Genomic DNA, 12,236 nt, shown 5'->3' with positions numbered 1-12,236 from the left:
GTCCCTTCGCAGGAGCCGCGCGCCCATGAAAATGCCCGGCCGCGCCCCTAATGCTTCGCTGCAGCTGGATTACGTGCGTGACACCCTGTTCGGCCCTGTCGCACAAAGCGTGGAGTGCCAATGCCAACTCGCCGACCTCAGCCTGCAAGGCCGCCCGGCGCTGCGCCTGCACATCTGCCCGCCGCTCCCGGACAAGGTTGACCGGGCGCACAGCGTGGCGTTCGTCTGGGATGGGCGCAACTACCATGGTGTGGTGCGGGACCACGTCAAATGCGGGGATGGGGGCTTGAACCTGGTGCTGGAACTTCAATAGCAGGATGGGGCGGCTTACGCAAAGTACGCACGCCCGGCCAGGCGCTGCTGGCCGGGGTACGTTGGCGCATTCAGGCGCTGGCCCTGAGTGCCCCCGGGTGGCTGTCACGCAGCGCGTGCAGTTGACCGACCAGGTGGACCAGGTCACGGCAGCTGTTAAGGCTTTGCAGCGGGACCCCGCTCAGGGTCACGCCCTCGTCGAGACGCTGACCCTGACCCAGGCGGATGGTCAGGTTGGTGCCATCCAGGCAGCTGACTTCACAGCGATCAGGCAAGCAGGCTTGCTCGATCATCTGCCGCATCTCTAGCATCGAAACTCCTATCAACGACATGGTACGACCCTCTCTGTGCGATGGCCTGTTGTGTGTGATTACGCCTTTGTCGGGCGGGGCGCCAATTGATATTGCGCATGCCCGGGCAGGCGTCCATGCGCCGGGGCAATGATCATGCGGGGAATCCCTTAGCACCTTAGTGGAAGATTGCCAGCAGCGGCCGTGTGTTCGAACGCAATCGCACACTTAACGACGAGTGGTCTTGCTCGTGCTCAGCGATGCCCACAGGTGCTGGGCTGCGTAGGCGCGCCACGGTCGCCAGGCCAAGGCGCGTTCACCCAGTTGCGCGCCCTCGCCCTCCAGCAAGCGCAACGCCTTGACCAACGCCACGTCACCCAATGGCAGGGCATCTGCCGCGCCGGCCTGGCGCAAGGCCAGGTACTGGGCGCTCCAGGGCCCGATGCCTTTGAGTTGGCACAGGTTGCGCAGCAGGTCGTCCAGTAACTGACCGGTGCGCAGCAGCCCCGGGTTGGCAAGCAGTGCATTGGCCAAGGTGCCCAAGGTAGCGGCGCGAGCCCTTGGCATGCCCATGCTCTCGAACTGCGCTACCGCCAACGCCGGCAACCCCGGAAACAGATGGCTCAGGCCCGGCGAGCAAATGCGTAGCGGCGCGCCGTAACGCTGCACCAGGCGACCGGCCAGGGTCATGGCGCCGGCCACGCTGATTTGCTGGCCCAGCACGGTACGCATGGCTTGCTCACAGGCGTCCCAGCCTTGTGGCACGCGCAGGCCTGGACGTTCATGGAGCAAGCGGGCCATCAAGGGGTCGCGGGATAACTCGGCCTCGATGCGCGCGGGCTCGGCGTCGAGGTCGAAGAAGCGCCGCAACCTCGCAATCAGGCCAGGCAGCGCAGTTGACGGAACGCATTCAAGGCGCACGCGCAGCAGGTTGCGCGATGGCGTGGCGTGCAACACGGCGTGCTGGCCGGCGATTATCAGGGTGCGACGATACGTATCGCCTTCGTATGCTTCGATACCGGGGATGCATCGTGCGGCGAGAAAGGCCAAGGTAGAAGGCCAGTGATAAGGCACGCGGTAGCGCAACCACAGGGTGTGGTGCCCGGGGGTGGGCAATGACCTGCGCACGGCGTGTAGTCGGGAGAGCTTGGGCATGGGTGCATCATGCCAGCAAATGCTTCGCCTGTGCTGCCCCTATCGCCAGCACAGGACAACCGATCAAGCAGGATCAGTGCGCCGCACCTTCCCGCTCATCTTGCATCTGCCCAAACCGCCCGGCATGGAAGTCGTCGAACGACTCGGCAATCTCTGCCTGGCTGTTCATCACGAACGGGCCATACCCGACAATCGGCTCGTCGATAGGCTCGCCACTGAGCAGCAGCACACTGGCACCTTCCAGTGCTTCAATGGCCATGTCCTCGCCACCCCGGTCAAGCAGCACCAGGCTGGATGGCCCGGCGTCGCGCTCGCCGTTGATCCGCACGTTACCGCGCAACACCACCAGCGCTGCGTTGCGCCCGTCGGCCACTGGCAGTTGCAGGGCCGCACCGGCATTCAGCCGCAGGTCCCACACATCCATGGCGGTAAACGTGCGCGCCGGGCCGGCGTGCCCACGGTAGCTACCGGCAATCACCCGCAAGCTGCCGCCCTCGCCATCCAGCGCAATCACCGGAATGTCCTGCGCCAGCAATGTCTGGTAACCGGCTGCTGCACGTTTGTCACGCGCCGGCAGGTTGACCCACAGCTGCACCATTTCCAGCGCACCGCCACTGCGGGCAAAGCCCGGGGAGTGGAACTCTTCATGGATGATGCCATTGGCCGCGGTCATCCACTGCACATCGCCAGGGCCGATCAAGCCGCCAGCGCCTGTGGAGTCACGGTGCTCCAGTTCGCCCTGGTACACGATGGTCACGGTCTCGAAGCCACGGTGCGGGTGCTGACCAACACCACGCCGGGCAGTGGTCGGGGTGAAGTCATGGGGGCCGGCGTAGTCCAGCAACAGGAACGGGCTGATCTGGCTGGCCAGGTTGTCGTAGGTGAACAGGCTGCGCACCGGGAAGCCGTCACCTACCCAATGGGCATGTGGGCTGCGGTGGATACCCAGAATCTTTTTCATGAGAAGGCTCCTCTCTTGGCTGAGATAACCTTATCAATGTTGCCAATCAGGCGGTAGCTAGCCGATATGGCATGCATCGTTCCACAGATGGAACAGTCAGCCCTGCAAGAAACCGATCACCTGTTCCGCAGCCATGGCCGGGTCCTCCTGCATGAAACAATGCCCACCCGCGACCTGTTGCGCGCTTACATGCGGGTTGAGCGCCGTCAGCCGGTGCACCGAATGTGGCACGAAAGGATAGGTCTGCTCGCCATACAAGACCCGCGTTGGGGTACTGATGGCAGCAAGGCTCGCCCACATGCGTTTGGGGAAGGTACTGAAGATTTCCACTTCCCGGCTGGGCCGGCACTTGAGCACTACGGCGTCACCACAGTCGCCGATGGCATGTTCGACATAGGCTTGCAACGCCGCATCGGTCCAGCCCTTGAAAATGCCCCGCCCTTTCAGTGAAGCCAGCGCCGCCTCACGGTCGGGCCAGTGGCTGCGCCGGCTGGCGGCCTTGCGTGCCAACGCATGACGCTGGTGCAGGCCAACCAGTGCTGCCGCCCCCATCACGCCGATCATGCGTCGGCTGAACAGTACCGGGTCAAGCAGCACCGCACGTGCAAACAGTTGCGGCTCACTGGCCAGCATCAGGCCGGTGAGCACGCCGCCGAAGCTGTGCCCTGCCGCAAACCGGGGTACGTCGCCGTACTCGCCACGCCCGGCCTCGAAGGCTTGCACTGCCAGCTCGGCAGTGCGGTTCCAGCCCCGAAACACGCCGCCATGGTCACTGTCGCCATGCCCCTGGACATCGCAAAGCCACAGGTCGAACTGCTCGCCCAGGCGCATCAGCAACGGCTGGTAGGCCAGGCAGCAGAAGCCGTTGCCGTGCAAAAAATGCAGCAACGGCTTGCCACTGGCCGGGGTTTGCCAGCCACGCAGGGTGAAACCTTCGGCGCATTCGTGTGACCAGGGATTCAACTGCATCGGCTTGCGGTACTCGCGGGGCTAGGAAAACGACGATTCTACAAACAGCAGCGGGTAGAGTGAAATCACCAGCAACAAGGCCATCAGGACATTGAACAGCATCAGCCAGCGCGGGTTCTGCAGCAGGTTGCGCAGGGCGCTGCCAAACATCACCCAGACACCGACGCTGGGCAGGTTGACCAAGGCGAACAAGGCGGCGATGACGATCACGTTGGTCACGTAGCCTTGCGCCGGCGTGTAGGTAGTGATCGCCCCCACCGCCATCACCCAGGCCTTGGGGTTGACCCACTGAAACGCCGCTGCACCCCAGAAGCCCAGCGGTTTGCGGGCGCTGGACGAAGCCGAGCCGACCGGCCCGGACGTGGCGATCTTCCACGCCAGGTACAACAGGTAGGCAGCGCCGGTGTAACGCAGCACCGTGTACAGCGCCGGCCACGCCTTGAACACCTCACCCAGGCCCAGCCCGACAGCCAGCACCATCACCATGAAACCGACGCTGATACCCAAGGCATGAGGGATAGAGCGGCGCACGCCGAAGTTCACCCCCGAGGCCAGCAACATGGTGTTGTTGGGCCCAGGGGTGATGGAAGACACAAAAGCAAACAGCACGAAGGCGGTCAGCAGGTCAGCAGAGGCAAGCATGGCGGGCATTCCACTTTCGTTATAGGTGCTGTCACACTAACGGAGTCGCCCTCTCCTGCGACCGGTACAGTTATATTAAATTATGTGGTTACACATTACTGTACTGCCAACCCGGACCAAGGAAGCCGTCACCATGAGCCTCACCATTCGCCCTGCCGTTCGCACCGACGCCGAGCAGATCCTGGCCTTCATTACCGAGTTGGCCGACTACGAGCGCGCCCGTCACGAGGTGGTCGCCACATTGGCCGATATCGAGAAGAGCCTGTTCGACGAGGGCAGCACGGTGCACAGCCTGATCTGTGAGCGCGAGGGTCGGGCGATTGGGTTTGCCGTTTATTTCTACAGCTACTCGACGTGGCTGGGGCGCAACGGCATCTACCTGGAAGACTTGTACGTGACGCCCGAGCAGCGCGGCGATGGCGCCGGGCGACGACTGCTTCAGCACATTGCCCGCGAGGCGGTGGCGAACAATTGCGGGCGCCTGGAATGGAGCGTGCTGGACTGGAACGAGCCGGCAATCGGCTTCTATCAGAAGCTGGGGGCCGAGGCGCAGGACGAGTGGGTGCGCTACCGGCTGGATGGCGAGAAGCTGGCGGCATTCGCCCGCGGGTAACAGGCTTGCAGGTCCGGCCCTATCGCCGGCAAGCCAGCTCCCACAGGTACTGTATAACCCTTGAGGTCAGTGGTAATCCTGGACTGCCCCCAAGAAGTTGGACACCAATCCAAATTTTGGGGGTGTCCTCCCACAGGTACTGTATAACCCTTGAGGTCAGTGGTAATCCTGGACTGCCCCAAGAAGTTGGACACCAATCCAAATTTTGGGGGTGTCCTCCCACAGGTACTGTATAACCCTTGAGGTCAGTGGTAATCCTGTGGGAGCTGGCTTGCCGGCGATAGGGGCCGGGCAGGTAAAATCAACCCCGGCGCCACACCGCCCCGGCGATGTCGACCCGCTTGGGTAGTATCTTGTTGTCGAAGAACAACTCGGCGGTGTGCTGCTGCGCCGCCACGATCGCATCCGTTACCGGCAGTACCGGTGACGCCGGCCGATGGCTGAAACTGCGCCGCACCACCGCCTCCGGCAAGCCCATGAACTGCGCCAGCAGCCGGATGCTACCGGCTTCGTCACTACGGGTAAGCGCCTCGGCCCGGCTGATTTCGTCCAGCAACTGCCCTACGAATGCACCATTAGCCTCCACATACTGGCGCGCGCCAAGCATGAATGGCCCGATCAAACCCAGCCCCTGGCCGTCAGCCAGCAAACGAGCCTTACCCTCCAGGTCGATAGCCGAATAGAACGGGTCCCAAATCGCCCAGGCATCCACACTACCCCGCTCGAACGCCGCTCGGGCATCGGCGGGTGCCAGGTACACCGGCTGCACATCGCGCATGCTCAGCCCGGCCTTGGCCAAGGCACGCAACAGCAGGTTGTGCGCGCTGGAGCCCTTCTGCAAGGCGATGCGCTTGCCCTTGAGATCACCCACTGCGCGGACCGGGCTGTCTTTGGGCACCAGAATAACCTCGGCCTGGGGCTTGGGCGGTTCGGCGCCGATGTACAACAGGTCGGCGCCGGCAGCCTGGGCGAAGATCGGCGGTATATCACCGGTCGAGCCGATATCAAGGCTGCCAATGTTCAACGCTTCGAGCATCTGCGGCCCGGCCGGGAACTCGATCCATTCCACGCGGGTATCGGCAAAGCGTTGCTCCAGCAAACGATGCTGCTTGGCCAGCACCAGGCTGATCGAGCCTTTCTGATAACCAATGCGCAAGGTTGCCGGATCTGCGGCCTGGGCGGCTGCGGCAAAGGTCAGCAACAGCAGCATGGCAAGGCGTAGCATGTGCATCGGTCACTCCTTCCAGTCGGTCGAGGGTTTTTCCCACAAGTTGATCCCACCTTCCACGGCGTACTCGTCGATGGCGGCCAACTCTTCGGCACTGAACGCCAGGTTGTCGAGCGCAGCAACGTTCTCGGTGATCTGCTCGGGCCGGCTGGCACCGATCAAGGCAGACGTTACGCGAGGGTCGCGCAGCGTCCAGGCCAGCGCCAGTTGGGCCAGGCTCTGGCCGCGCTGGCGGGCGATGTCGTTCAGGGCGCGGGCACGGGCGATGTTGGCTTCTGACAAATGCTGGGGCAGCAGTGAACCACCGCCAGCGCGGTTGACCCGAGCATCGGCAGGGATGCCATTCAGGTATTTGTCGCTCAGCAGCCCCTGGGCCAGCGCCGTGAACACGATCACCCCGGCGCCCACTGTGTCGGTGGTATCGAGCAGGTCGCGCTCGATCCAGCGGTTGAACAGGTTGTACGACGGCTGGTGAATCAGTAGCGGCACCTTCAATGCCTGCAGCAACGCCGCAATTTCGGCGGTTTTCCCCGCAGAATAAGAAGAAATACCAATGTACAGGGCCTTGCCCTGGCGCACGATGTCGGCCAGCGCAATGGCCGTTTCTTCAAGTGGCGTGTCGGCATCGAAGCGATGCGAATAGAAGATATCGACGTAATCCAGGCCCAGCCGCGCCAGGCTCTGGTCCAGGCTGGAAATCAGGTATTTGCGCGAACTGCCACCCTGCCCGTACGGCCCCGGCCACATATCCCAGCCGGCCTTGCTGGAAATGATCAGCTCGTCGCGGTAGCTGCGCAGGTCTTCACGCAGCAGCCGGCCGAAGTTGGTCTCGGCACTGCCATAAGGCGGGCCGTAGTTGTTGGCCAGGTCGAAATGGTTGATGCCGGCATCGAACGCCGTGTGCAGCAAGGCGCGTTGAGTGGTGACAGGCGTAGCATCGCCAAAATTGTGCCACAGGCCCAGGGACAAGGCCGGCAGCACCAGCCCGCTGCGGCCCACGCGGCGATAAGGCATGCGCGCATAGCGCTCGGGGTTAGCGGAGTAGCTCATGGTTGACCTCGTTTGGCAAAGTAAGGGTTGGCTGGGCGCTGCAAGCCCAGGTGTTCGCGCAGGGTGTGGCCTTGATACTGACGGCGGAACAGGCCACGCCGCTGCAACTCGGGCACCACATGCAGGGCGACGTCTTCCAGGCCCAGGGGCAGGTGCGGCACCAGTACGTTGAAGCCATCGGCAGCGCCGCCTTCGAACCAGGCTTGCAGTTCATCGGCGATCTGCACCGGCGTGCCGACCAGGCTGTAGTGCCCTCGCCCCCCGGCAATGCGCCGGCCCAACTGGGCCAGGGTCAGTTGCTCATTGCCGGCCAGTTCGGTCAGTAACTGCTGGCGGCTGCGTTGGCCGTCCTCGGTGGGCGGCAGCTCCGGCAGCGGGCCGTCCAGCGGGTAACCGGACAGGTCGAAATTGCCCAGCATGCGCCCAAGCAGGCCAACCCCGACACGGGGGTCGACCAGCCTCTGGAACGCGTCGTACTTGTCCTCGGCCTGCGCCTGGCTTTGCCCCACGACCACGAACACGCCGGGCATGATTTTCAGTGATTGCTCATCTCGCCCATGACGGGCCAGGCGCCCCTTCAGGTCGGCATAGAAGGCCTGTGCGCGGGCCAGGCTGGGCTGGGCGGTAAACACCACTTCGGCGCTTTGGGCAGCCAGTTCACGCCCGGTCTCGGACGAGCCGGCCTGCACCAGCACCGGCCGCCCCTGCGGCGAGCGGGCGACGTTGAGCGGGCCTTTGACGCGAAAGTGCTCGCCGACATGGTCAAGGGCACGCACGCCTTGCGGGTCGTGGAACCGGCCACTGGCCTTGTCACGCACAAAGGCGTCATCGGCCCAGCTGTCCCACAGGCCCTGCACCACCTGCTGGAATTCTCGGGCGCGGGCATAGCGCTCGGCATGCGCAATGTGCGCCTGGCGGCCGAAGTTGCCGGCTTCGGCGGCCGCGTCGGAGGTGACCAGGTTCCAACCGGCCCGGCCTGCGGACAGGTGATCGAGCGAGGCAAACTTGCGCGCCACATGGTACGGCTCGTTGTAGCTGGTTGTGGCGGTGGCGATCAGGCCGATGCGTTCGGTGAGCGCACTGAGCGCCGACAGCAGGGTCAAGGGTTCGAAATACACCGAGCGGGCGCTGTGGCTGGCCAGCGGGTCGCTGGGTGCGGCTACGCTGTCAGCCACGAACAAGGCATCGAAGCAGGCGGCTTCGGCGATTTGTGCGGTGCGCTTGTAGGTGGCGAAATCCAACGGGTCGGCCGGTACGTCCGGGTGGCGCCAGGCGGCCACGTGGTGACCGGTGGCCATGAGGAAAGCACCCAGGCTCATTTGGCGGGGCATGTTGTTCTCCTTGGAACCTTGATTAGGGCCGCTTTGCGGCCCATCGCCGGCAAGCCGGCTCCCACATGGACCGCGCTATTCTTGAGGTGTGCGCCGTACCTGTGGGAGCTGGCTTGCCGGCGATGAGGCCGGGGCAGGTCACCGGTATCGCTACTCAGAAATCCTTGCGCAGTTGCACGCCGAAGTAGCGCCCGTCATCGCGCGGTACCGAGCGGTAGATGTAGTCGCCGCCACTGGCCAGCATCTGCGCATACGACTTGTCGCCCAGGTTCTTGCCCAGCAGCGCCACGCGCCAGCCATCGTTGTAATCGGCCAAGGCAATGCTGGCGTTCCAGATGCCATAGGCGCCCTGCACGGTGTCCGGGTTCTGGTCAAGGCTGAACTGCACGGCGTCCTGCCAGCTGTAGTCGCTGCTCAGTTCCACATCCAGGCCGTTGTCCAGCGGGATTACGTAATCGGCGCGCAGGTAGGTCTTCCAGTCCGGCGTGAACGGCAGGCGGCCACCGTCGATGTTGCAGTTGGCTGCCGCACCCGCAGGGCAGTTGAAGTGGTCGACGCGAGCCTTGGTGTAAGCTACTGCGGTCGACAGCTTCAGGCGCGAGGTGGCCTGGAAGCTGGCATCCAGCTCCACACCCTGGGTCTTGACCTTGCCGGCGTTGACCAGCCGGGTGACCACCTGGTTGGCCACGGTGTCGAAGAAGTTGGCCTGGTAGTTGTCGTAATCGGTGTGGAACACCGCCAGGTTGGCGGTCAGGCGGTTGTCCAGCGCGGTGCTTTTCAGGCCGATTTCGTAGGCATCGGAGGTCTCGGGCTTGAGCGCCTCGGTGTCACGCGGCTGCATGTTGAAGAACACGTTGTAAGCCGGGCCCTTGTAGCCGCGCGAGTAGGTAACGTAGCCGGTCAGGTTGTCGTTGAAGTCGTATTGCAGGCCGGTCCGGCCGCTCCAGCCGTCCTCGTCCACCGAGCCGGAACTTGCGGTCGAGGGCTGGATGCCGGTCACGGCAGTGGCCGAGGTGGAGACACGACGGTGGTCGTACTCAAGGTCGTCGTGGGTCCAGCGCAGGCCGAATATGGCCCGCAAGTCGTCGGTGAAATTGAAGGTGTTCTCGCCAAACAGCGCAACACTGTCGTTGGTGGTGGAATAGTCGGCGCGGCCACTGTTGGCGACGCCACCGTTGACCGACAGGCGCTGGTAGGTCTCGTTTGAAGTGCCGTGCATGTAGAAGGCGCCAAGCACGTACTCGTTGAACTGGCCTTTGGGCGAGGTCAGGCGAAACTCCTGGCTGTACTGGTCATAGTCCACCGTGCCCTTGTCGTGGGATGCGGTCACCGGCAGCAAGGCACGGCGGTCACCGTCCTGGTACTGGGTGTTGTCCCAGCCTCGCCAGGCGCTGATCGAGGTCAGGGTGTAGTCGCCCAACTGCCAGTCCAGCTGCGCCGACAGCCCCTGGTTCTCGTCCTCGACGTGGGTCTTGAAGTCGCTGTTGATGTCGCGGTTGTGTGCGCTGGGCGTCACCGGGCGCAACTGGCTGGCAAATGCAGCGCTGGCGCTGGTGATCACGCCGCTGGGCAAGGTGTCCTCACCCTTCATGTAGTCGGCGATCAGGGTCAGGCGCAGGTCTTCATTGGGCTCGAACTCCAGCTTGCCGCGGGCGCCTTTGCGTTCATAGCCATTGACATCGTGGCCATTGGCGACGTTCTCGACATTGCCATCGTAGTCGCCCCACAAGGTGCTCAACGAGCCCTTCAACTGCTCGTTCAGGCGCCCGCCTATGCCAAAGCGCAGGCGGTTCTCATCGCCACCACCAAAATGCGAGTAGTCCAGATAGCCCTGGGTCTGCTCGGAGATGGCCTTGCTGACCACGTTGAGCACACCGGCCGAGGCGTTCTTGCCAAACAGCGTACCCTGTGGCCCGCGCAGTACTTCGATGCGCTCCAGGTCCAGCAGGTCCAGGGTCGACTGGCCCGGCCGGCCGAACACCACGCCGTCAACCACCGTAGCCACCGTTGGCTCGACGCCCGGCGAGGTGGAAATGGTACCCACGCCACGGATGAACAGCGAAGTGTCCTTGTTGGAAGCGCCGGCGCGATAGTTGAGCGTAGGCACTTGCTGGACGATGCTGGCAACGTTGTTGCGGTTGTCGCGCTCCAGCTGCTCGCCATCGATCACCGACACCGCCACTGGCACTTCCTGCAAGGTGGCTTCGCGACGCGTGGCGGTAACGGTCACAGCGCCCAATGCGGTGGCCTGCGGAGCGCCCGCTTCAGCCGGTTCGGCTGCCTGGGCGCCTTGGCCGAAAGCGGCCAGAAGGATGGCTGCGGCCAATGGCCGACGTTGCGTAGCGGGGAACGGTGTACGGCTTTTATGCATGATGCTCACTGCCTCGGGAAACCAGACCAGGCCCCCTCTGGCGGGGCCGACACGGAATTGCTGTGGTTGTCTGGTCTCGCTCGTGCGAGTGGCAGGCGCTTGCCAACAGCAGCGCTTGTTAGCGCTAACATGAGCAAGTATCAGAGGGGCCCGCTTAGCACGTCAAATACTTAAAAGTCAGGCTTATATGCAATTAAGCTATTTGCCAAGCGCCTTCCCGTTAGCGCTAACATCGCGCCATTTCCCCAGGAGGCAGCCCGGTGAGCCAGGCCAAGGATCCACCCCGCAAGCGCCGCGGCGCAGGCCGCGTCACCCTCGCGGAGGTAGCACGGGCTGCTGAGGTTTCGGCCATCAGCGTGTCGCGCTATTTCAACCAGCCAGACCAGGTTTCGCCGCCTTTGCGCGAGCGTATCGAAGCCGCCGTGCAGGCGCTGGGCTATGTGCCCAACCTGGTCGCCGGGGGGCTTGCCTCGGCGCGCGGGCGCATTGTCGGCATGGTGATCCCGAACATCTCCGGGCCGATCTTCGCCCAGACGATCCAGGCCTTCAGCGATACCCTCGGCAGGCATGGCTATCAGCTGCTGCTGGCGTCCAGTTATTTCAGCGAAGCGCAGGAAGAAAGCGCGGTGCGGGCCTTTCTTGGCTGGTCGCCGGCGGCCTTGGTGGTGACCAGCCATTTCCATAGCCCGGCCACGGAAAAGATGCTGGCCGACGCAGACGTGCCCGTGGTGGAAATCTGGGATTACCGCCCGGAACGGGCGCCGTTGCAGGTAGGTTTTCTTCATCATCAGGTGGGTGTGCAGGCTTGCCGTTACCTGCTGGGCAAGGGCCACCGGCGCATCGCATTCGTGCAGAACAGTGCAGCCGGTGACCTTAGCGCGCTGGAGCGGCGTGATGGCTACGTCGAGGCATTGCAGGAAGCCGGGCTCGAGCCCTGGGTATTCGTGCCTTCGGCCGACTGCGCGCCGTTCGAGGCGGGCAAGCAGGCCATGGAAGCGTTGATCCGCCGTGCCCCACGGCCCGAAGCAATCATCTTCGCCAATGACAACCTGGCCGCTGGCGCCCTGCTGGCCGGCCAACGCGCCGGTTTGCGCCTGCCTGAAGACATGGCCATCGTCGGCTTTGGCGATTACCCCTTTGCCGACATGCTGTTGCCCAGCCTGACCACCCTGCGCCCACCCTCGCGGGAAATTGGCGAAGTGGCGGCGCTGCGGGTGCTCCAGCACCTGGGGGTGGTGGAGTGTGAAGGTGAGGTACAGCGGCTGAACCTGTTGGCGTGTGAGCTGATTGCCCGGGAGAGTGGTTGAGTTGCGT

Annotated in this window: 12 protein-coding genes; 3 read left to right on the top strand and 9 right to left on the bottom strand. The window is 63.7% G+C overall.

Translation table 11 applies throughout. The annotated features are described in order from the left end of the window. Positions 1–25 precede the first annotated feature (25 nt). The gene (locus tag ACFY9W_RS19260) at positions 26–313 is read left to right on the top strand and encodes a hypothetical protein (protein ID WP_391133156.1); all 288 of its coding nucleotides are present in this window, start codon (positions 26–28) and stop codon (positions 311–313) included. 70 nt (positions 314–383) lie between these two features. Here the strand turns inward: ACFY9W_RS19260 and ACFY9W_RS19255 are convergent, their stop codons facing one another. From ACFY9W_RS19255 to ACFY9W_RS19235, 5 genes are all read right to left on the bottom strand, one after another. Beyond that, the gene (locus tag ACFY9W_RS19255; protein ID WP_391133153.1) at positions 384–644 is read right to left on the bottom strand and encodes a DUF1652 domain-containing protein; all 261 of its coding nucleotides are present in this window, start codon (positions 642–644) and stop codon (positions 384–386) included. Between the two features lie 186 nt (positions 645–830). Further along, entirely contained in the window at positions 831–1,757 is a 927-nt protein-coding gene (locus ACFY9W_RS19250; RefSeq protein ID WP_391133150.1) for an AlkA N-terminal domain-containing protein, read from the bottom strand. 73 nt (positions 1,758–1,830) lie between these two features. Continuing rightward, positions 1,831–2,718, bottom strand: a complete 888-nt coding sequence (locus tag ACFY9W_RS19245; RefSeq protein ID WP_391133147.1) for a pirin family protein — start codon at positions 2,716–2,718, stop codon at positions 1,831–1,833. 96 nt (positions 2,719–2,814) lie between these two features. After that, positions 2,815–3,687 carry an alpha/beta fold hydrolase gene (locus tag ACFY9W_RS19240; protein WP_391133144.1) on the bottom strand — a complete coding sequence of 291 codons (873 nt, stop codon included), beginning with the start codon at positions 3,685–3,687 and terminating at the stop codon, positions 2,815–2,817. A gap of 21 nt (positions 3,688–3,708) precedes the next feature. Continuing rightward, the gene (locus ACFY9W_RS19235) at positions 3,709–4,338 is read right to left on the bottom strand and encodes a LysE family transporter (protein ID WP_391133141.1); all 630 of its coding nucleotides are present in this window, start codon (positions 4,336–4,338) and stop codon (positions 3,709–3,711) included. A gap of 124 nt (positions 4,339–4,462) precedes the next feature. Between ACFY9W_RS19235 and ACFY9W_RS19230 the strand changes: the two genes are divergently transcribed. Beyond that, complete coding sequence (locus tag ACFY9W_RS19230; protein ID WP_391133138.1) at positions 4,463–4,942, top strand: GNAT family N-acetyltransferase; 480 nt, start codon at positions 4,463–4,465, stop codon at positions 4,940–4,942. Positions 4,943–5,243: 301 nt separating this feature from the next. Here the strand turns inward: ACFY9W_RS19230 and ACFY9W_RS19225 are convergent, their stop codons facing one another. From ACFY9W_RS19225 to ACFY9W_RS19210, 4 genes are all read right to left on the bottom strand, one after another. After that, positions 5,244–6,173: an aliphatic sulfonate ABC transporter substrate-binding protein gene (locus ACFY9W_RS19225; RefSeq protein WP_391133135.1), complete on the bottom strand. Its 930-nt coding sequence runs from the start codon at positions 6,171–6,173 to the stop codon at positions 5,244–5,246. Between the two features lie 3 nt (positions 6,174–6,176). After that, positions 6,177–7,220: an L-glyceraldehyde 3-phosphate reductase gene (gene mgrA / locus ACFY9W_RS19220; RefSeq protein WP_391133132.1), complete on the bottom strand. Its 1,044-nt coding sequence runs from the start codon at positions 7,218–7,220 to the stop codon at positions 6,177–6,179. Then, entirely contained in the window at positions 7,217–8,551 is a 1,335-nt protein-coding gene (locus tag ACFY9W_RS19215) for an NtaA/DmoA family FMN-dependent monooxygenase (RefSeq protein ID WP_391133129.1), read from the bottom strand. The genes mgrA and ACFY9W_RS19215 overlap by 4 nt, the downstream gene beginning before the upstream one ends. A gap of 154 nt (positions 8,552–8,705) precedes the next feature. Next, positions 8,706–10,922, bottom strand: coding sequence for a TonB-dependent receptor domain-containing protein (locus ACFY9W_RS19210; RefSeq protein ID WP_391133126.1), 2,217 nt, complete (start codon positions 10,920–10,922; stop codon positions 8,706–8,708). Between the two features lie 260 nt (positions 10,923–11,182). Between ACFY9W_RS19210 and ACFY9W_RS19205 the strand changes: the two genes are divergently transcribed. Further along, positions 11,183–12,229, top strand: coding sequence for a substrate-binding domain-containing protein (locus tag ACFY9W_RS19205; RefSeq protein WP_391133123.1), 1,047 nt, complete (start codon positions 11,183–11,185; stop codon positions 12,227–12,229). Positions 12,230–12,236 lie beyond the last annotated feature (7 nt).

The sequence above is a fragment of the Pseudomonas sp. NPDC008258 genome (genome assembly GCF_042956345.1).
In the GTDB taxonomy this organism is placed as follows: domain Bacteria; phylum Pseudomonadota; class Gammaproteobacteria; order Pseudomonadales; family Pseudomonadaceae; genus Aquipseudomonas.
Note: the sequence above shows the minus strand (reverse complement) of the source record. Positions and strands in the feature narration are given on the sequence as shown.

What these genes read in the sequence shown, in the direction of transcription:
- ACFY9W_RS19260 (WP_391133156.1), top strand. Translation starts at nt 26, where the DNA reads ATGAAAATGCCCGGCCGCGCCCCTAATGCTTCGCTGCAGCTGGATTAC.
- ACFY9W_RS19255 (WP_391133153.1), bottom strand. Translation starts at nt 644, where the DNA reads ATGTCGTTGATAGGAGTTTCGATGCTAGAGATGCGGCAGATGATCGAG.
- ACFY9W_RS19250 (WP_391133150.1), bottom strand. Translation starts at nt 1,757, where the DNA reads ATGCCCAAGCTCTCCCGACTACACGCCGTGCGCAGGTCATTGCCCACC.
- ACFY9W_RS19245 (WP_391133147.1), bottom strand. Translation starts at nt 2,718, where the DNA reads ATGAAAAAGATTCTGGGTATCCACCGCAGCCCACATGCCCATTGGGTA.
- ACFY9W_RS19240 (WP_391133144.1), bottom strand. Translation starts at nt 3,687, where the DNA reads ATGCAGTTGAATCCCTGGTCACACGAATGCGCCGAAGGTTTCACCCTG.
- ACFY9W_RS19235 (WP_391133141.1), bottom strand. Translation starts at nt 4,338, where the DNA reads ATGCCCGCCATGCTTGCCTCTGCTGACCTGCTGACCGCCTTCGTGCTG.
- ACFY9W_RS19230 (WP_391133138.1), top strand. Translation starts at nt 4,463, where the DNA reads ATGAGCCTCACCATTCGCCCTGCCGTTCGCACCGACGCCGAGCAGATC.
- ACFY9W_RS19225 (WP_391133135.1), bottom strand. Translation starts at nt 6,173, where the DNA reads ATGCACATGCTACGCCTTGCCATGCTGCTGTTGCTGACCTTTGCCGCA.
- mgrA (WP_391133132.1), bottom strand. Translation starts at nt 7,220, where the DNA reads ATGAGCTACTCCGCTAACCCCGAGCGCTATGCGCGCATGCCTTATCGC.
- ACFY9W_RS19215 (WP_391133129.1), bottom strand. Translation starts at nt 8,551, where the DNA reads ATGCCCCGCCAAATGAGCCTGGGTGCTTTCCTCATGGCCACCGGTCAC.
- ACFY9W_RS19210 (WP_391133126.1), bottom strand. Translation starts at nt 10,922, where the DNA reads ATGCATAAAAGCCGTACACCGTTCCCCGCTACGCAACGTCGGCCATTG.